Source organism: Pedobacter suwonensis, from assembly GCF_900111825.1.
Classification (GTDB): domain Bacteria; phylum Bacteroidota; class Bacteroidia; order Sphingobacteriales; family Sphingobacteriaceae; genus Pedobacter; species Pedobacter suwonensis.
Genome location: NZ_FOJM01000005.1, coordinates 212,725 through 232,386 on the forward strand (window position 1 = coordinate 212,725; position 19,662 = coordinate 232,386).

The window sequence follows — 19,662 nt, forward strand, 5'->3', positions numbered from 1 at the left end:
TAAATTTGAACCATGCTAAAAGCCACTGGAATCAGAAAATCGTACGGAAATCTGCACATTTTAAAGGGAGTAAATTTTGAAGTACAAAAAGGGGAGATTGTGAGTATTATTGGTCCATCTGGTGCCGGGAAAAGTACTTTGTTACATATTCTAGGTACATTGGATAGGCCTGACGAGGGATCTGTAGAATTAAAAGGTACGGTTATAAATAAACTGAATGGCGATCTGTTGAGTAATTTCCGAAATCAGAATATAGGTTTTGTATTTCAATTCCACCATTTGTTGCCAGAGTTTAGTGCCATCGAAAATATCTGTATTCCAGCGTTTATTGCTAAAACGAGCAAAAAGCAGGCTGAAAATAGGGCTTTTGAACTTTTAGATTTGTTCGGACTTAAGGATAGGGCGCACCATAAGCCCAATCAGTTGTCTGGCGGTGAACAACAACGCGTGTCCATAGCACGGGCATTGATCAATAGTCCCTCAATTATATTGGCTGATGAGCCCTCTGGAAATTTAGACTCCGAAAATGCAGCAGGATTACACCAACTGTTTGTGAGTTTGCGTGATAATTTCCATCAAACATTTGTAATCGTTACGCACAACGAACACTTGGCCAAAACCAGCGATCGGGTGGTGAGTATGAAGGACGGATTGATTGTATAAGATTATAATTATTCTTCCATTCAGTTATTCACTAACTCAGTCATTCACCAATTTATTCATTCAATCATTAAATTTTGAAAATACTCATTACAGGCGGCAATCATGCAAAAGCTTTAAAGCTGATGAAAGCCTTTCCTACGCATTTTGTTTTATTGGCCGATTATGGTGATGTACCGGGTATGGTAACTGAAAACTATGCGTTTTCATCTTTGGGACTGCTCAATAAAGATAGCATAGCGCATATTTTATTAAATTTTTGCATTACTGAGGGGATTGATAGTATTATTCCGCTACATCAATTTGAGGTTGAGCCGATTGCTAAGTCGGCTGTACTTTTTGGTGAGTATGGCATTCAGGTTTTATTGCCTGATACGAGTTTAATAGCTGGTTATATAGCTAACGAACAAACTACTTTTCAAAATTTTGCAGTCTTTGTAAAGGGGGAATGCATATTTGCGAGCGGAAAGGAAATTTTTGTCAGCACTGATGAAAAATTAACCGGGGTGTTCGGCTACAATGTTGCTGATGATGAACTGAAACTTTTTACTATTTAATATGGATGCAAGCGAATACATTAAAGATAAGCAGCTGGTAATTTTTGAGCTCGATGATGTGTTATTTCCGGAGAAAGATTATTTGCTACAGGTTTATTATCTTTTTTCACGATTTATAGAGTATACCGAGCAAAAAAACGCACAGCCCATTCTGGAGTTTATGCGTAACGAATACGAAAACATTGGTACTGAAAATCTTTTTCAGAAAACAGCTAACCAGTTTGGCATTGATACCAAATATGAATATAACTTCAACCTCCTGCATCAGAATGCCCGTTTGCCCTTAAAGCTTTTGCTTTATAAAAATATGCTAGAATTTATGCAGGCGCTGGTGGTAGACCGTAAAAAAATTGTAATTGTAACAACTGGCAATCCTGAGCAACAGCTTAATAAAATTAAGCAGACCGAATGGAATGGACTAGAGCAATATCTTACCGTGTACTTTGTTGAGGAACTGGGGCAGCCAAAAGCGGAAATTTTTCAGAACATATTAAGTGACAACAATTTATTAGCCAGCCAGGCGTTAGTTGTTGGTGCAAATAAATTTGATGAGCAACAATCCAAATCAATTAATTTGCAGTATATTGTATCATTAGAAATTTACAAATAATATGCTTAGAAAGTTTATTTCACAGAACACCTTTTTCTGTGCTTTGATTATTTTGCTTGGGTTTACAGCATCCTGTAAAAAAGCGAATAATACCCCAGATGGGCAAGGTTTACCACAGGGTACATCAGGTACCCGGGCAGAATTAACCAAAGATTCGATTTACCTGTATGCACAGCAGACTTATTATTGGAATGTGGGGATGCCGAGTTACTCTGCTTTTAATCCCAGGCAGTATAGCTCAAACAATGCTGTTTTAGCTGCCCTAAAGGCTTTGCCAAGTACAGGCGGAAAAGATAAATATTCATTTATTGATGATGGAACTGTCGCTGGCGAATTAGGTGGAGTAGGTGGAGATTTTGGTTTCTCGGTGTTCTTTGCCGGTACAAACGATTTAAGGGTAAAATATGTATATACCGGGTCTCCTGCCGGTGTTCAAGGTTTAAGGAGAGGTTATCAGATTACAAAAATTAACGGAAGTACTGATATTAATACTACCGATGAAAGAATTAATTTTATAGTAAATGCTATTTTCGGTGCAAATCCGACTGTTACGATGACGGTCTTAAAACCAGATGGCACCAGTCAGGATGTAACCATAAATAAGGCGAGTTATAATATCAATCCTATACTTTTTACCAAAACTTATACCATTGGTGCAAAAAAAGTTGGCTATATCGTATTCAACAGCTTTACGACCAATTCAATTGATTTGCTGGATGCAGCATTTGCAAAATTTTCAACAGATGGCGTTACCGAACTGGTTGTTGATTTGCGTTATAATGGGGGAGGTTCGGTTGGTACATCAGAAGCCTTTACCAATTTGATTGCTCCCGCGGCTCAAAACGGTAAGGTAATGTATACCACGTACTGGACACAAACCATGCAGGACAATCAGGCCACTATTCTTCAAAACCAGAAGTTCTATGCCAAAGGTAATGATGGTGTAACGCGGATGTATTCTTATTTTGATTATTCTTATAAACCAACAGTTGCAGCCGGAAACCAGGAAGTTTTTGCAAAACGAGGATCGCTTAATGGCTTGAACAGGGTTTACTTTATTGTAACTAATGGTACTGCGTCAGCAAGCGAATTATTGATTAATAACCTAAAACCTGTAATCGATGTTAAATTGATTGGAAAGAAAACATATGGCAAACCAGTGGGTTTTTTCGCTATCCATATAGATAAAAACGACCTTTATATTCCACAATTTGAAACCAAAAATCAATTAAATCAGGGGGGCTATTTTGATGGAATAGCAGTTGATAAAGATATTTTTGATGATGTGACCAAAGATTTTGGAGATCCAACAGAAAAACTATTGGCGCAGGCCTTATATTATTCGGCCAATGGCATTTTTTCATCTGTGTTGAAAGATAATATCATTAGCAGTACCTCAACTTTACCTAAAAACGTTGTCGAGGATCTTTCTGGTAAAATGGATCATGAGTTCAAAGGAATGGTCGAAACCAGAAAACTGAGGTTTAAATAATTGATAAGATTTTGCACCAAAATGGCCGGTTTTGTATTCCAAATCTGGCCATTTTTATATATTTATTACAATATCTGATCAAATAAGTATTGCATTTTTTTAAAAAAATTAATAAGCTTGTTTAACATTAATCGTTAAAGAGAGCCATGCCGATAGAAATTGTAGAAAAGGAACACATCAGTTATTTAAATATCATCAATGCAAAAGAAGATCATTCTCAGGAACTGAAAACCAAGCTTGCTGAAGCGCAAAGATTGGGTAATGAATTTAAATCAAAAGCCGTTATCACTTTTAATACGACTATTGGACCAAAACGTGTTGATACTACCGTTTGGGCAGTCACAGAAAAATACATACAGCTCAAAAACAATATTCATATTCCATTAAAAAGTTTAATAGATATAGATTTTTAAGCTTGCTTTAAGGAAATAAAATCATCCCGAATTTATTTAACCTTATTAGATGATGAGCACGCTACATAAAATTGCCTTAACTTTTATTAAGTCTATTGGCCCCGTAACGGCCAAAAACCTGCTGGCCTACTGTGGAAATGCCGAAAATGTATTTTCTGCAAGTAAAAAGCAGCTTCTGCAGATTCCGGGCATTGGAGAAAAAACAATTGAAGCCATTCGTGGTAGCGATGCGCTGACGAGGGCCAGGCAAGAATTGGATTTTGTTGAAAAGCATGGGATAGAAGTATTGTTTTTTTCTGACGAAAAATATCCTAAAAGGCTAAAGAATTGCATCGATTCACCCATACTGCTTTATGCCAAAGGTACAGTTGATTTTAACCAGCAACGGATCATCAGCGTTGTTGGAACCCGTAACGCAACAAATTATGGTAAAAACCTCTGCAAAGAACTATGCGAAGTTTTAGCGCCATACAATGTTTTAATCGTGAGCGGACTGGCATACGGTATTGATGTAACCACGCACAAAGAATGTCTGGCCCATCATATCCCAACCGTTGGCGTACTTGGCCATGGCTTAGATCGGATGTATCCAAAAATCCATAAAGCGGTGGCTCAAAAAATGGTTCTGAATGGAGGTCTGCTCACCGAATTTCCAATCCTAACCAATCCCGACCGTCCTAATTTTCCGCAAAGAAACCGGATTATTGCGGGTATTGCAGATGCTACGGTTGTAGTTGAAGCATCCATTAAAGGAGGTGCATTAATTACTGCAGAAATAGCAAATTCTTATAATAAAGATGTATATGCTTTTCCAGGTAGAACGAACGATGTGTTTTCGGAAGGATGTAATTTTCTAATTAAGACCAATAGGGCCGGATTAATTAATAATGCCAACGACCTGATCTATTACCTTGGTTGGGATGAAGAATTGAAGGCCAAACAGCATGTCAAGCAAACTACCCTGCAATTAAGTCTTACCGCTAATGAGCAGGGGGTTGTAGATGCTTTACAAAATGGTCAACTTTCCATAGATGAACTTTCCCTTCAGTTAAATATTCAGCAAAGTAAACTGGCTATTGTTATCCTTACCCTGGAGATGCAGGGCATTATTGTTTCTTTGCCCGGGAAAATTTATAAACTGACATAAAACGATATCCTCACGGTAAAACCTATTATTTGTTAAAAGTTGAATGTTGAGATCTAATTTTTGATTTAGAAATAACCTCCTTTTAGAGGCTGGGACGAACAATTAAATCGCATTTTACCCAATAATCAATCTATAAAGCCGATCAAAATTATGGATTATAAAATTAAATTCTTTTAAAATTAAATTTTAAAAATTATGTTTTGAATAAAATATAGTTTATAAAATACTTGATGCCTTTTCTTAATTTTGTGACATGTGGTACAATAATATTCTAGAAACCATCGGTAATACACCTCTGGTTAAATTAAATACGATAACAAAGGGAGTTCCGGGAACAATTCTGGCAAAAATCGAAACGACTAATCCGGGCAATTCGATTAAAGACCGTATGGCGGTTAAAATGATTGAAGATGCCGAGAAAAGCGGGAAGTTAAAACCAGGCGGAACTATTATAGAAGGTACATCAGGAAATACCGGGATGGGCCTTGCCATGGCGGCCATTATTAAAGGTTATAAATGTATATTTACCACAACTGATAAACAATCGAAAGAAAAAGTAGATGCCTTACGTGCCTTTGGTGCCGAGGTAATTGTTTGTCCTACGAATGTTGATCCTGAAGATCCCCGTTCATATTATTCTGTTTCCTCACGTTTGGAGCGCGAGGTTCCAAATTCCTGGAAACCCAACCAGTATGATAATTTAGCCAATTCACAGGCTCATTATGAACAGACTGGTCCCGAAATATGGGAACAGACAGAAGGTAAAATTACGCACCTGGTGGTTGGAGTAGGTACAGGTGGAACCATTTCCGGAACAGGGAAATATCTGAAAGAAAAGAATCCGAATATTAAAATCTGGGGAATTGATACCTATGGCTCAGTTTTTAAAAAGTATAAGGAAACGGGTATTTTTGACAAGGATGAAATCTATCCCTACATCACTGAGGGCATTGGCGAAGATTTCCTTCCGGCAAATGTAAATTTTGACGTGATTGACCTGTTTGAAAAGGTTACAGATAAAGATGCTGCGTTAATGACCCGTGATATTGCACGCAAAGAAGGAATTTTTGTAGGTAACTCTGCCGGCGCTGCAATTGGGGGCTTAATCCAGTTAAAAGATCAACTAAAGCCGGAAGATGTAGTGGTGGTTATTTTCCATGACCATGGTAGCCGTTACATGGGTAAAATGTATAATGAAGACTGGTTGCGTGAACGTGGATTTTTACAGGACGAAAAACTAACGGCGAAATCAATTTTGTCTAAAAAAGAAAGTACAGAGATTGTAACCCTTGATGCACAAAAATCTGTGCTTGAAGCCATAAATACCATTAAATCAATGAATATATCTCAAATTCCGGTAACCCAACAGGGAATGATTGTAGGGAAAGTTGCTGAAAGTGATATTTTAAGTGCCTTATTGGAAAATCCGGGATTGAAATCGGCGCCGATTTCAGAAATTATGACCGCTACTTTTCCTTTTGTAGACCTGAATACTTCTATTGATAAAATTTCTTCACTGATCAATAAAGAAAATTCAGCAGTTCTGGTGGAAGATGAATCTGGAAAGATCGAAATTATTACTCAGTATGATATTATAAACGCGATATCGGGGTAAGAAAGATGCAAGATGGAAAATATAGGATGGATGATGTAAGATAGAAAGTTTCGGTACTTAACTCTTTAATTTACCGTCATTTCGAGCGGAGTGTAACGCAGTCGAGAAATCTGTCTCGAGAATAGATCTCTCTCCCGAACGTTCGGGACTGCGCTTCAGTCGAGATGACGCTACGTTTTTAACTCTTTCAATGGGTAACGATGAGCAAGGCAGTTCCTACGATCGTCCTCCTGAACTTGTTTCAGGATCTTTATAAGCTCATTTTGATTATCATGTTGCCTCTAGGTAGCTTATATCGGCTTTTTGATCAAGCAGCGGTCACCCTGAACCGAGCCTTAGCGAGCTCACCAAAGGTAATTAATTTCAGGGTCTTAATGTTAAGAATAATAGATGCTGAAATAAATTCAGCATGACGATTCCCCTTATAAGGTAACCATAAAAAACGCCCTGATAAATTTTTACCGGAGCGTTTTTCATTATGCTATTTTCGCTTTAGATTTTACCTTATGCCTTAAACCTTTTGCCTTAAACCTGATTAGTGGCTCGGTGCATCGGCATTTACACGCTTAATTTGCGCGCCTAAAGCACGCAAACGGGTGTCGATATCCTGGTAACCACGTTCAATCTGTTCAATGTTATAAATGGTCGATTTACCTTCTGCAGACAAAGCTGCAATCAGTAAGGAAACTCCTGCTCTGATATCAGGAGAAGTCATGCTGATCCCGCGGAGTTTATATTTTTTATCGATACCGTTAACCGTAGCACGGTGCGGATCGCAAAGGATAATCTGTGCGCCCATATCAATCAATTTATCCACGAAGAATAAGCGGCTTTCAAACATTTTCTGATGAATGAGTACATTTCCTTTTGCCTGCGTAGCTACAACTAACACAATACTCAATAAGTCAGGGGTAAAACCCGGCCATGGAGAATCGGCGATGGTTAAGATAGAGCCATCAATAAAAGTGTCAATTTCGTAATGTTTTTGAGATGGTATGTAAATATCGTCACCACGGCGCTCTAATTTAATACCCAGTTTTTTGAAAACCTCTGGTATCACGCCAAGTTCATCGTAACAAACATCTTTAATGGTAATTTCAGATTCTGTCATCGCTGCCATACCAATAAAAGAACCAATTTCGATCATATCAGGCAGCATTCTATGCTCGGTTCCACCTAAAACCTTTACACCTTCAATGGTTAGTAAATTAGAACCAATGCCCGAAATTTTTGCACCCATGCGGTTTAGCATTTTGCAAAGCTGTTGTAAATACGGTTCGCAGGCTGCATTGTAAATGGTAGTTGTACCTTTAGCCAGAACTGCCGCCATAACAATGTTTGCCGTTCCGGTTACCGATGCTTCATCTAACAGAATGTAGGCACCTTGTAAATTGGTGGCATCTACATTAAAGAAAGCCTTTTTGCTATCGTAAACAAACTTTGCGCCCAGTTTTTCGAAACCGATAAAGTGGGTGTCCAACCTTCTGCGACCGATCTTATCGCCGCCTGGTTTAGGGATAGCAGCCTTGCCAAAACGAGCCAATAATGGTCCTACAATCATGATCGAACCACGTAAGCCACCGCCTTTGGCTTTAAAAGTATCAGATTCAAAGAAATTTAAATCGATATTTTTAGCTTCAAAGGAATAGGTATCTTTATTAATGCGTTCAACAATAACGCCCAAATCGCCAAGTAATTCAATCAGTTTGTTTACGTCTTTAATATCAGGAATATTACTGATGGTTACTTTTTGTTCGGTCAGCAATACTGCAGATAAAATCTGTAAAGCTTCGTTTTTGGCACCTTGTGGAGTGATTTCGCCTTTTAATTTAATTCCGCCGGTTATCTCAAATGCGTTCATATATTTTGTAGTAATTAGTATCAAGTAGTAAGTATTAAGGTCAGGTAGACATTTAACCTTCCGCCTTTTCACCTTCTCACTTTTACCGTTTCTTAATATTTGGGTTTATTGTTGTTGCGTTGACGGTTATTATTGTTATTGTTGTTCTGGCGGTTTTTACCGTTATTGTTATTATTGTTGTTTCTTCCCCGGTTATTGTTATTATTATTTTGACGTGGATTTTGCGCTCTAAACTCCACTTTTGCCAAATTAACGCCTTCATCTAATGATAACAGTCCGCCAGAAAGATACTTTAGATCTTTAATAATGGTATCATCACTCACGTTATCCTTATTCCAGGTAACATAAGCCATTTTCATAAAATTTGCAATGCTTTGAACCATTGCCTTCTTAATTTCTGGATTCTCTTCGCGCATGGCTTTTTCGATTAGATTCTCAACCGTTTTGCCGTAATGTTTGTAGGTAATTCTTTGTTGAGGATAGGCCAGAGGAGCTGGTTTAATATAGGCATTTTCGATTAATGGCTTTGGATATGGGCTATCTACATCTATCTGGTAACCAGAGATAATGTGCAGGTGATCCCAAAGCTTATGTTTAAAATCGGCAACATCACGCAGATGTGGTTGCAAGAACCCCATCAGGTCTATCACTGCCTGGGCATATTTATTACGTTCTTCTATGGTGGGCAATTCGCAGATATACTTCACCATGTTTTGTACGTTGCGGCCATATTCAGATAAAATTAAATGGCTACGCGTAGTATTATAGTCAAAATTCATGTACAGATAATTAATGGGTAAATTTTCCGGCGATACGAATTATGAAATAACCAGAGGAGTTTAGGTTATGAATTCACCGAAATGTCTATTGCCGGACTTTCGTTTTATATTTTCAAAGTTAGTAAAATTATTTGATTCGTGTTATTCTTATCTAAATTGAGATCTTTTAGTTTATTTTTTGGAAATGTTCGTTCAGTGGTTCTTGGCTTGTTCAGCCCCGTTATCCGCTATAGTCCTGATGAAGGATCAGGAGCTGCCGCTACTACCGGGTTTATTAAACCAGGTGTTTTGCTCGTCCGAGAAACCTGGCCAGCTTGTCTATCGTCCTCGTTTGTAACGATGAAGGAAGAGAATGGCAATTTCATTGCCTTAAGGCTGCCAATCGCATTGCAAATGCGGTTCTCACTAATCCTCGTTTTAAACGAGGACGATTTTGTGAGTGGCAATTTCATTGCCTTAATGCTACCAATCGCATTGCAAATGCGGATCTCGCTGATCCTCGTTTTCAATGAGGAATATTTGTGATAAGTGCCTTAAACCTCATCACTATTTTTCGGGTAATCAAAAAACACCAGTTCTCCCGTTCCTTTACTTACCATTTGCCATGAATCAAAAGGAAAAGAAATTAATACCATACCTGCAGTTGGAATGTTATAAATGTCGGCATCGCATAACTCGTTTGCAAAATCTGTAAAACCAGGATTATGACCAAACATCACGATATGATCCGCGCCATTATTCAAACGATTAACTACTTTAAGTAAAGCGGTGGTATTCGCCTCGTAAATAGATTCTTCGAACTGAATGTGGTCTATATTGTAGGCTTCTGCAAAATATTTAGCGGTAGATTTGGCTCTTTTTGCCGGGCTGCTTACCATCAGGTCGACGTTAAAACCGCGTTTGATTAATCTTTCGGCCATTTCTGGTGCATTTTCTTTGCCGCGTTTGTTCAATGGGCGATCGAAATCACGTAAATTTGTATTTCCCCAGTCCGATTTCCCGTGGCGGACGAGAAGTAATTGTTTAGCCATTTAATTTCTCTTTGATTTTGTTAACAATGGTTTCAGGCTTAATCAAGTCCATACAGTTTTCAACACCGCAAAGGCAGGGTTTATTTCCATAAATAGAGTTTGGCCTTGCCGGATGATCAATCTGAATACAATCATTTTCTAGCTGTCCATATCCTAAAAAACCAGCGTAAGGATGGGTCGGCCCCCAGATAGATATGACAGGTATACCAACAAGCGATGCCATATGCATGCCGGAGGAGTCCATGCTTAACATTAAATCTAAGTTGGAGATAATGGCAAGTTCTTCCGTTAAATTAAAGTTTCCAATTAAATTATAAGTGTTCTGATACGTTTTGGCCCATTTTTCGGCAATGTCTTGCTCTGATTTACCACCTCCAAATATAAAGAGCTCATAACCTGATTGGCTTAATAAGGCAATCACTACTTCCATTTTTTCAAACGGATATACTTTATATATATGCTGTGCAAAAGGAGAGATGCCGATTTTTTTTGTGGTTTGATCGCTAAACAATGCTTTTGCCTTTTCGGGTAAAGCCTGTGCTGACTTATTAATCCGATGACTAAGTTTAATGCTAAATTTTAATTCGCGGAAAACATCGGCATAACGCTCAACAGTTTGTCTGAGCGGCTTAAATATCTTTTTATTGGCACGGGTTAAGGCTTTTTTTTCAGCTCTTCCTTTATCTATGCGTTTAATTTTTGTTCCTGTTAAACGAAAAAAAGTAGAAATTGCCCTGCTTCTTAAATTATCATGTAAATCGGCTATAGCATCTGGCTTGTAGCGGCGGAGTTCCTGATAAAGTTGATATAGTCCACTTATCCCTTTGTGGATGGTTTTTGGTTGGATAGGATGGAAAAGCAAGTTGGGAATATGTTCAAAAAAAGGTTTAAAAGCCGGCCGGCTAACCATAATGAGCTCAACCGCAGGATTCTGCGCTCTAAATTCTTGTAAAACAGATGCCACCATGGCTACGTCACCCATTGCTGAAAAACGTAAAACGATTATTTTTTGGGTTGTTGACATGTTTTTCAAGTAGGTCGTCATTGCGAGAAGGCTTTTTCAGCCGACGAAGCAATCTTAAAACGATTGCTACTAGCGTGCGCATTAAGATAGCTTCGTGCCTCGCAATGACGATTTGAACTATTATGCTTTATTATACAACACCGGATTTAAACTCGGGTCGTTATACATTTTCATTTGTTTATACACTTTCATGTATTTTTTGCCAGCTTCGATATCTGCGAGTAACTCATCAATACTGGTCGAAAGGTCTGCTCTTTGAGCTAGCAGTACATTGAGTTTAGTTTGGCATTGCGCACGGTGTTCGGCAGATGCGCTTTCGCGTTCAGCTTCTTCCTGCATATGGTAAATTTTCAGGGCCAAAATAGAAAGCCTGTCTATTGCCCATGCCGGACTCTCCGTATTGATTTTTGCATCTGGCAAAGGCGTAATCCCTTGATAAAGGTTTAAGAAATAGCCATCAATAAACTCTACCATATCGGTACGTACCTGGTTTTGGGCGTCAATGCGTCTCTTCCAGCTCAAACCATCAACAGGATCAATCTGTGGATTGCGCACTACATCTTCCATGTGCCACTGAGCGGTATCAATCCAGTTTTTGATATAAAATAGGTGCTCTAAAGTTTCGGCATCGTAAGGGTTTTCAACGGGGTGGTCAATATCATCAAATTTGTGATAGTCTGTAATAACCTGATTAAATATGCGGTTGGCAATTTCACTGATCATGGGGCAAAGATATTAAAAGATTTCTTATGGTTTAAATACGCAGATTTGGGGAACATACAGATTTTTCCTGACGGGATGATTACACAGATTAGGAGATTCCACCGATGTTTTTGAAGATATTTTAAACAAGCTTTCTTGAGTTCTGTTAAACCCTAAACCCTAAACCCTAAACCCTAAACCCTAAACCCTAAACCCTAAACCCTAAACCCTAAACCCTAAACCCTAAACCTTCTTACTATTAAAGTATGCAGTAATCTCCTCTAAGGTGAAAGCATTCAAACATTTGTCGGCGCTTAAACCGCCTTTGCGGGCTACTGAAATACCGTAATGCATGTCATGAAAACCTTCGGTACGGTGGGCATCGGGATTTACAGACAGTAATACACCTTTTTCAAGCGCATAGCGGTGCCAGCGCCAATCTAAATCTAAACGTAAGGGATTGGCATTGATTTCGATTACTACGCTATTGGCCGCACAGGCGTCGATAATTTTTTTATAATCAATAGGGTAGCCGGCCCTGCTCAATAACAAACGTCCGGTGGGATGTCCTAAGATAGTGGTATAGGGGTTTTCAATTGCTTTTAATAAACGGGCGGTTGCTTTGGCTTCATCCATACGGAGGTTACTGTGCACAGAAGCTACCACAAAATCGAATGTTTTAAGGATGTCATCTGAATAATCGAGCGATCCATCGCTTAGAATATCACTTTCAATCCCTTTGAAAATTTTAAATGGAGCAAGTTTTTTATTTAATTCATCAATTTCCTGGTGTTGCGCAAAAACACGCTGTTCGTTTAATCCTTTGGCATAAACTGCGGTTTTAGAGTGGTCACAGATACCGAGATATTGAAGGTTTAAATTATCCTTACAATACAGCGCCATTTGCTCTAGTGTATGCACACCATCGCTCCAGGTAGAGTGGTTATGCAAACTACCCTTCAAATCCTCATATTGGATTAATGCTGGAAGTTTATTTGCTTTAGCCAGTTCAATTTCATCCAAATCTTCACGTAGCTCTGGCTCGATAAAAGCTAATCCAGCCTTACTGTAAATTTCTTCTTCATTTGTGAAAGGGCCGTTGCCTGCTAAAGCCAGTACTTTTTCAACGTGTTCTTTATTTCCGGTTAAGGCAAACCATTCTAAATAAAAGGCTGATCTTTCCGTCACATAGATTTTGATCCTGAGTCCGGCCTCAGTGGTACAAATGTAAGATTGCTCCGCTTCAATAAGAGAAAGTTGTTCAAACGAAGGCAAATTTTGCTTTATGGCATCAATATGTTCTGTACCAATCACCATTTCGAGTTCATCAATAATCTCATATGCACGGCGGTACTGACCAGCAAAGCCTAAAAGTGCAGTTTGGTCAATTTTTTCGGCCCAACCTGCAAGTTGTGTAAACAAGGTTTTAGCAAATCCTTCTACCTGTGCATATAAAAATCTGCCGTTGGCAGCCAGTTTAAATTCAATGGCATTTTTAATTTCTTCCTGCGTTTTTAAACCAAAACCCTTGGCTTCAATCAATCGGTTTTCATTGCAGGCGTAATATAGTTCACCGATATTTTCAATTCCCAGCGTACGCCAGATGATGAATATTTTTTTTGGTCCGATGCCTTTTATACCCAGCATTTCTACCACACCTTCGGGTGTTCTTTGGAGTATTTCATTAAGCTCTTGTAGTTCTCCTGTTTGAAGAAGTTCTATGATTTTAGAAGCCAACCCTTTACCTATACCATCAATTTTATCCAGTTCATCCAGAGGTTTGTCTTTTAAGGCAAAAGGCAGTTTATCTATCTTAAAGTAAGCATTGGCCACTGATTTTATCTTGAAGGGATTTTCTTCATGCAGTTCCATGAGCTGCGATAAGAGACGTAAGGTGCGGGCGATGGTCTTGTTTTCCATAAAGGGTAAAATTAGGAAATAATGCCTCAAATTTTGATCATGCTGATCAGTTTCTAAACACAATTTTCTTAAAGCGTTGTTTTACACTCATGAAAATTACAAAAACAGTCCTTTTAGGGTTAAGTATAAGTTTCCTTGCTTGTCAATCTGAAAGGGAAACTGATGAAAATAAACCAGATTCGTTAACAGGTACTACTTCTGTTTCCGCACAAGCGGTTGATGAACGGTTCCTGGTTGTCGCAGGTCATTCAATAGGAGAGATAAGTCTTGGCGAAGATATGCAGCAGGTAAGCGCAAAACTTGGAAGACCTGATTTTAGCGATGCAGCCATGGGCAAAGCCTGGGGAATTTGGTACAGCAGCGATTCAACAGCCAACGGAAAGAATGAGGTGGCTATTTATTCTTCTTACCGGGATACCAGTATGCAGGTGAAAGATGTAAAGCAGATCAGGATCACTTCAAATGAATTTAAAACAAGGGATGGTCTAGCTACCGGCGTTAGTTTGGAGGACACTAAGCTGAAAATCCAGGGTATTAACAAACTTTACGCTTATCTGAATGAAAAAAAAGATACGGTAGTTGTTTATGATGCGAAAAAAGAGGGGATCGGTTTTGAGTTTTTAAAAGGGAAAAGCATTGCCTTAACGGTACATCCGGCAAATATTGCGCTTAACCAAACTTATCTGACCTTGCACCCGGAATGGAAACTGATTAATTAGGGATAAAGTAAAATGTAAAATGGAATAGGGGGTAGCTCCGTCTTCCATTTTACATCCTCTCCATCTTACATTATTTTATAACTGCTTCAAATGGCATCCTGGCCTGTATTCCAGAGCTTGCCATCACTTTTTTCATCTGTTGGTAAAACATATAATTATCGCCCAGTTCCTGTTTGGTATAATAGGTTTTAATCTTGTCTGTACCTTCATCCAATAACGATTTCCATGGGTCTATTACATCCGGATATTCCACTACCTTATAATCCTTTAGTTTTGCTTTTTTGGCCGCGGACTTAATGGCATCTTTAAAACCTCCGATTCTATCAGCCAGTCCAATTTGAACGGCATCTGTACCAATCCAAACGTGTCCACCGCCAATACTGTCGATATAGGCTTTACTTTTTTTTCTGCCATCGGCCACACGACTTACAAAACCACTATAAACCCTGTTCAGTTCATTTTGAATAATAAATCTTTCGCCTTCAGTCATCGGGCGGTTAGTGGCCATGATATCTGCATATTTACCCGTCTTCACACCATCAAATGTAATTCCCAGTTTGTTGGTCATTAAATTTTGGAAATTTGGAATAATGCCAAACACCCCTATCGAACCGGTAATGGTATTCGGCTGTACAAAAATGCTGTCGGCAGCGCAACCAATATAATAACCACCTGAAGCGGCCACATCGCCGAAAGATGCAATAACCGGTTTTTCTTTTCTGGTTAACACAACCTCTCTCCATATGACGTCAGAAGCTAAAGCACTGCCTCCGGGTGAGTTGATGCGGAGTACAACTGCTTTAATATCATCATCTAAACGTGCCTTCCTGATTGCCCTGGAAATGCGCTCCGAGCCGATCTGGTTGTCAGAACCTTCGCCGCCATTAATTTCACCATTGGCGTAAATTACCGCAACTTTGTCTTTACCTTCTCCGGTATCGCTATTATTCTTCGCATAATCGTTAATCGAAACAGAACGGATATTCTCTCCTCTGGTTCTGCCGGATAATCCTTTTAATTCCTCTAAAATCTGATCTTTATATTTTAAAGCATCGATCATTTTAAAGTTTACTGCATCTTGCGGCTGTCGTATTTTGTAATTATCAGCGATGTTATACAGGCTATCTTTCTGGATATTTCTGCTTTCGGCAATATCACTTAAGAATGTATTATATAATCCACCAACATAAGCCGTTACCTGCTTACGGTTGTAATCGCTCATTTTATCTAAAATAAAAGGCTCAACGGCACTTTTGTAGTTTCCAACACGAATTACCTGCATTTCTACACCAACTTTTTCTAATGTGCCTTTAAAAAAAGTAAGTTCTGAGCTGAAACCTTTAAATTCTAAAGCCCCCTCAGGATTTAAATATACTTTATCAGCAACTGAAGCCAAATAATAGGCTCCCTGGGTATATACTTCGCTATAAGCAATGATTTTTTTATGCGATTTTTTAAAATCAATCAGTGCATTTCTAACCTCGCGTAAAGTAGCAAAACCTGCATTCGGACTGCTTACATTCAAATAGATACATTTAATATTATCGTCTGTTTTGGCTTTCTGCAACGCCTTTAGGAAGTCGTTCAGGCCTATCGCATCTTTTTCATCACCACCAACAATTGGCAGGTTACCAAATGTTTTTTTTGGCGTACGTTCTGTAATGGCTTGATCTAGATTTAGGAATAATACTGAATTGTTAGAAACCGTAATGGTTTTGTCAGTATCAATAGAAGATACTAATCCCACTACAACGATGAAGCAGATTACAAAAACGATTATGATTGATAAGAAAAAGCCCAACATGGAGGCAAATAAATACTTAAAGAATTCTCTCATTTAAATTTTAATTTTGTGCTGTAAAGATATAAAAATACATGATGCTTAATCAAGCTTTAGAGTACCATACGGCTTATTTGTTACTAGGTGGGAATTTAGGCGATAGAGTGGCAAATCTGAAAAAAGCCATTGAACTGTTGAATGATAAAGTGGGCGGGGTTTTATCCGTTTCATCCCTTTATGAAACGGCTGCCTGGGGCAAAACCGACCAGCCTGCATTTTTAAACCAGGCTGTTGCTTTGCAAACCCGTTTAAGTGCTTTGGAGGTTTTGGATTTTGCATTAAATATTGAGCAGGAGCTGGGGAGGGTGAGGAAAGATAAATGGGGGGAGCGTTTAATTGATATTGATCTTATCCTTTTTGGAAATCAGGTGATCAACATTCCCGATAAACTTCAGGTGCCTCATCCGCATATGCAGCATAGAAAATTTGTGATGGAACCTTTGGCTGAGATTGCCCCTGATGTTTTGCATCCTGTGCTTGGAGAAACCATGTTGTCGATCTGCCGAAATATAAGCGATCCGCTTGAGGTTAAAAAGTTTTAATTGGTCAAGAATAGCTAAATCATTCAGCCAATCCTATACGTAAGGGAAAGACTAAATCCTCTGATCTGGCGTTGTTCCTTTAAAATGAAGAAAAGATAAAGCAATATACAGTATCAATACAAAAGGTATCGCCGCAAATTGCAGAAATGCAATTAATATGGCCGAGAGCATGAGGAAAATAAATTTGATTTTATTTTTCGCCCAGCTCAAATTGCTAAATTTTAAAGAGAATATTTTTATTTCGCTTACCAGTAAAAAGCTGGTGATCGCCGTAATAGCAATCAGCAAAATGCTGGAGGAAATAATCTGTGGATAATCATGCGCAATAAAAGGCAGCGAACAGATGAATAGGGTATTCATTGGCGTATTTAAGCCAATAAAATCTTCCGTTTGCCGGCTATCGTTGTTGAATTTTGCCAATCTGATTGCAGAGAAAACTGTGATGATAAAACCCAGGTAGGGAAGGTATTCAGAAGAATAGTCACTTGCTTTTAGTAAATGAAAAATAATCACCCCAGGTAAAAAGCCAAAACTCACCATATCCGCCAAAGAATCCAGATCTTTCCCTATGGCCGATTTAACATTTAATAAACGGGCAACCATACCATCAAAAAAATCAAATATTCCGGATAAAATAACGAAATAAGCTGTGGTTTCTAAATGATCTTTAAATGCAAAAACGATCCCGATGCAGCCAGAAAAAAGATTTGCACAGGTAATCGCATTAGGAAGATTTTTTTTTAACATGGGGTTAGGCGCTAAGCGCATGGGGTTTGAAACGCATTACTCCAAACCCCAAACGCCAAACTTATTTAGCTGTTCATCGAAATTAAGAACTCTTCGTTACTTTTTGTTCCTTTTATTTGAGATTGAACAAATTCCATTGCTTCCTGGCTGTTCATATCAGCAAGGTGGTTACGTAAAATCCACACACGCTGTAACGTATCTCTGTCGTGCAATAAATCATCGCGACGGGTACTTGATGCTGTAATATCGATAGCCGGGAAAATACGTTTGTTAGATAATTTACGATCTAACTGAAGTTCCATGTTACCGGTTCCTTTAAATTCTTCGAAAATTACCTCATCCATTTTAGAACCGGTATCGGTTAATGCGGTAGCTAAAATGGTTAATGAACCACCGTTTTCGATGTTACGTGCCGCACCAAAGAAACGTTTTGGTTTGTGCAGGGCGTTAGCATCAACACCACCTGATAATATTTTACCAGATGCAGGTGCTGTAGTGTTATATGCTCTGGCTAAACGGGTAATCGAATCTAATAGAATAACTACATCATGTCCGCTTTCTACCAAACGTTTCGATTTCTCTAAAACAATGTTGGCAATTTTAACATGTCTCTCAGCTGGCTCATCAAAGGTTGAGGCAATTACCTCCGCTCTTACACTGCGAGCCATATCAGTAACCTCTTCCGGACGCTCATCTATTAATAAGATAATTAAATAAACTTCCGGATGGTTTTTGGCAATGGCATTGGCCACCTCTTTCAATAAATTGGTTTTACCTGTTTTAGGCTGTGCCACAATTAAACCACGTTGTCCTTTACCAATTGGCGTAAATAAATCCATAATACGGGTAGAATAGTTGTTCGTATCCGTAAACAGGTTTAATCTTTCTGTTGGGAAAAGTGGTGTTAAATAATCAAAAGGAACGCGGTCACGTACTTCAGCAGGGATCCTGCCATTAATGGTTTCTACACGAACCAACGGGAAATATTTTTCTCCTTCTTTAGGCGGACGGATGCTACCTTTTACGGTATCACCGGTTTTTAATCCAAAGAGCTTGATTTGAGACTGTGATACATAAATATCATCAGGAGAAGTTAAATAGTTGTAATCTGCCGAGCGTAAGAAACCATATCCATCAGGCATAATTTCCAGAACTCCTTCGTTTGTGATGACGTTATCGAAATCCAGGTTAGAGTAACTGTTTTCGTTTTTGTGATGATTGCCACCGCCTGGTTGCTTTTGCTGGCGGTTTTCATCACGTTGTGGCTTTTCCTGTTTTTCTTTAGGCTCTTGTTTTTGCTTAGGTGCTACCGGAAGTACTTCTGCACTTTCCTCTATCAAAGCCGAAATCGGTTTTACACTTTCTTCACTATCATTGGTTCTGTCGGGCTGCTTCTCGTGCTGAGGCTCGTCAAACAAAGTAACCGCATCTCTTCTTTTTTCAACCGGTGCAGCAGATTCAGTTTTTGTTAACCTTGTTCTTTTTTTAACCGGCTTTTCATCTTTAGCGAGAGGTTTCTCATCTGTAGTAGCGGCTTTTTCAGCGATTACCGAAGAAGCTGCTGTTGCTGCTGCGGCAACTTTCGGTGCTTTTGCGGCTTTGGTTTTAGGTGCACGTGTGGCTGTAACAGGTTCAGTTTCACTATAAGGATCTGCACCTGATTTAGCAGCATTTATAATTTCTTGCTGGTGTAAAAGTACTTCAACAAGGTCGATTTTTCTTAGGGAGTCGGCACCTTCAATGCCATAGCTTTTTGCCAGCTCACGTAATTCTGTTGTGAGCTTATCATTTAATTCTGTTTTACTAAACATTCTAAATATATATGTTTCAAGAAATTTTTCATTTGTTTATAACGGATGTTTTCTGTTATAAATTTGCACAGGCTTAAAAAATATTTGTGTTAGCGCAAGCCCGGCTTTCATTGTGCATAAGTTCTTAAGGCTATAAAACATTAATTGAGGTCACTAGAGATAGTGCTCAAATTGTTTCATAATTGTTTACAA

The 19,662-nt window shown here is 38.7% G+C and carries 18 protein-coding genes; 9 read left to right on the forward strand and 9 right to left on the reverse strand.

The window, feature by feature from the left end; genetic code table 11:
- The first annotated feature begins 12 nt into the window (after positions 1-12).
- The 7 genes from BM107_RS08360 to BM107_RS08390 all read left to right on the forward strand — a co-directional run bounded on the left by BM107_RS08360 (position 13) and on the right by BM107_RS08390 (position 6,494).
- Positions 13-663, forward strand: coding sequence for an ABC transporter ATP-binding protein (locus BM107_RS08360; protein WP_090982176.1), 651 nt, complete (start codon positions 13-15; stop codon positions 661-663).
- Between the two features lie 74 nt (positions 664-737).
- Entirely contained in the window at positions 738-1,217 is a 480-nt protein-coding gene (locus BM107_RS08365) for an ATP-grasp domain-containing protein (RefSeq protein ID WP_090982178.1), read from the forward strand.
- Position 1,218: 1 nt separating this feature from the next.
- The gene (locus BM107_RS08370) at positions 1,219-1,827 is read left to right on the forward strand and encodes an HAD family hydrolase (RefSeq protein WP_090982180.1); all 609 of its coding nucleotides are present in this window, start codon (positions 1,219-1,221) and stop codon (positions 1,825-1,827) included.
- 1 nt (position 1,828) lies between these two features.
- Positions 1,829-3,319, forward strand: a complete 1,491-nt coding sequence (locus BM107_RS08375; RefSeq protein ID WP_139222282.1) for a S41 family peptidase — start codon at positions 1,829-1,831, stop codon at positions 3,317-3,319.
- Between the two features lie 146 nt (positions 3,320-3,465).
- Positions 3,466-3,732, forward strand: a complete 267-nt coding sequence (locus BM107_RS08380) for a hypothetical protein (RefSeq protein WP_090982182.1) — start codon at positions 3,466-3,468, stop codon at positions 3,730-3,732.
- 52 nt (positions 3,733-3,784) lie between these two features.
- A complete protein-coding gene (gene dprA, locus BM107_RS08385) occupies positions 3,785-4,879 on the forward strand; it encodes a DNA-processing protein DprA (RefSeq protein ID WP_090982184.1) in 1,095 nt (364 codons plus the stop codon).
- Between the two features lie 253 nt (positions 4,880-5,132).
- On the forward strand, positions 5,133-6,494 hold the full coding sequence (locus BM107_RS08390; RefSeq protein ID WP_090982186.1) for a pyridoxal-phosphate dependent enzyme: 1,362 nt from the start codon (positions 5,133-5,135) through the stop codon (positions 6,492-6,494).
- A gap of 535 nt (positions 6,495-7,029) precedes the next feature.
- Here BM107_RS08390 and murA read toward each other — a convergent pair.
- The 6 genes from murA to BM107_RS08430 form a co-directional block, all read right to left on the reverse strand.
- Entirely contained in the window at positions 7,030-8,355 is a 1,326-nt protein-coding gene (gene murA / locus BM107_RS08400) for a UDP-N-acetylglucosamine 1-carboxyvinyltransferase (protein ID WP_090982190.1), read from the reverse strand.
- A 92-nt stretch (positions 8,356-8,447) separates the two neighbouring features.
- Positions 8,448-9,134 carry a DUF4290 domain-containing protein gene (locus tag BM107_RS08405; RefSeq protein ID WP_090982192.1) on the reverse strand — a complete coding sequence of 229 codons (687 nt, stop codon included), beginning with the start codon at positions 9,132-9,134 and terminating at the stop codon, positions 8,448-8,450.
- 533 nt (positions 9,135-9,667) lie between these two features.
- Positions 9,668-10,165 (reverse strand): SixA phosphatase family protein, encoded by a 498-nt coding sequence (locus BM107_RS08415; RefSeq protein ID WP_090982195.1) that lies wholly within the window; start codon positions 10,163-10,165, stop codon positions 9,668-9,670.
- Positions 10,158-11,189, reverse strand: coding sequence for a glycosyltransferase family 9 protein (locus BM107_RS08420; RefSeq protein WP_090982373.1), 1,032 nt, complete (start codon positions 11,187-11,189; stop codon positions 10,158-10,160). Before BM107_RS08420 ends, BM107_RS08415 begins: the two co-directional genes overlap by 8 nt.
- Before the next feature lie 120 nt (positions 11,190-11,309).
- Positions 11,310-11,912 (reverse strand): DUF4254 domain-containing protein, encoded by a 603-nt coding sequence (locus tag BM107_RS08425; RefSeq protein ID WP_090982197.1) that lies wholly within the window; start codon positions 11,910-11,912, stop codon positions 11,310-11,312.
- A 222-nt stretch (positions 11,913-12,134) separates the two neighbouring features.
- Positions 12,135-13,811 carry a helix-hairpin-helix domain-containing protein gene (locus tag BM107_RS08430; RefSeq protein ID WP_090982199.1) on the reverse strand — a complete coding sequence of 559 codons (1,677 nt, stop codon included), beginning with the start codon at positions 13,809-13,811 and terminating at the stop codon, positions 12,135-12,137.
- A gap of 89 nt (positions 13,812-13,900) precedes the next feature.
- On the opposite strand from BM107_RS08430, the gene BM107_RS08435 reads away from it, so the two are divergent.
- Positions 13,901-14,530, forward strand: coding sequence for a hypothetical protein (locus tag BM107_RS08435; RefSeq protein ID WP_090982201.1), 630 nt, complete (start codon positions 13,901-13,903; stop codon positions 14,528-14,530).
- A gap of 70 nt (positions 14,531-14,600) precedes the next feature.
- Here the strand turns inward: BM107_RS08435 and sppA are convergent, their stop codons facing one another.
- Positions 14,601-16,367, reverse strand: coding sequence for a signal peptide peptidase SppA (gene sppA / locus BM107_RS08440; protein ID WP_090982203.1), 1,767 nt, complete (start codon positions 16,365-16,367; stop codon positions 14,601-14,603).
- 38 nt (positions 16,368-16,405) lie between these two features.
- Here sppA and folK point away from each other — a divergent pair, with 38 nt between their 5' ends.
- Positions 16,406-16,912, forward strand: coding sequence for a 2-amino-4-hydroxy-6-hydroxymethyldihydropteridine diphosphokinase (folK, locus tag BM107_RS08445; RefSeq protein WP_090982205.1), 507 nt, complete (start codon positions 16,406-16,408; stop codon positions 16,910-16,912).
- Between the two features lie 51 nt (positions 16,913-16,963).
- On the opposite strand, the gene pssA is transcribed toward folK, so the two are convergent.
- Both pssA and rho read right to left on the reverse strand, forming a co-directional pair.
- Complete coding sequence (gene pssA, locus BM107_RS08450) at positions 16,964-17,659, reverse strand: CDP-diacylglycerol--serine O-phosphatidyltransferase (protein ID WP_090982375.1); 696 nt, start codon at positions 17,657-17,659, stop codon at positions 16,964-16,966.
- 65 nt (positions 17,660-17,724) lie between these two features.
- Positions 17,725-19,470: a transcription termination factor Rho gene (gene rho, locus BM107_RS08455; RefSeq protein ID WP_090982208.1), complete on the reverse strand. Its 1,746-nt coding sequence runs from the start codon at positions 19,468-19,470 to the stop codon at positions 17,725-17,727.
- Positions 19,471-19,662 lie beyond the last annotated feature (192 nt).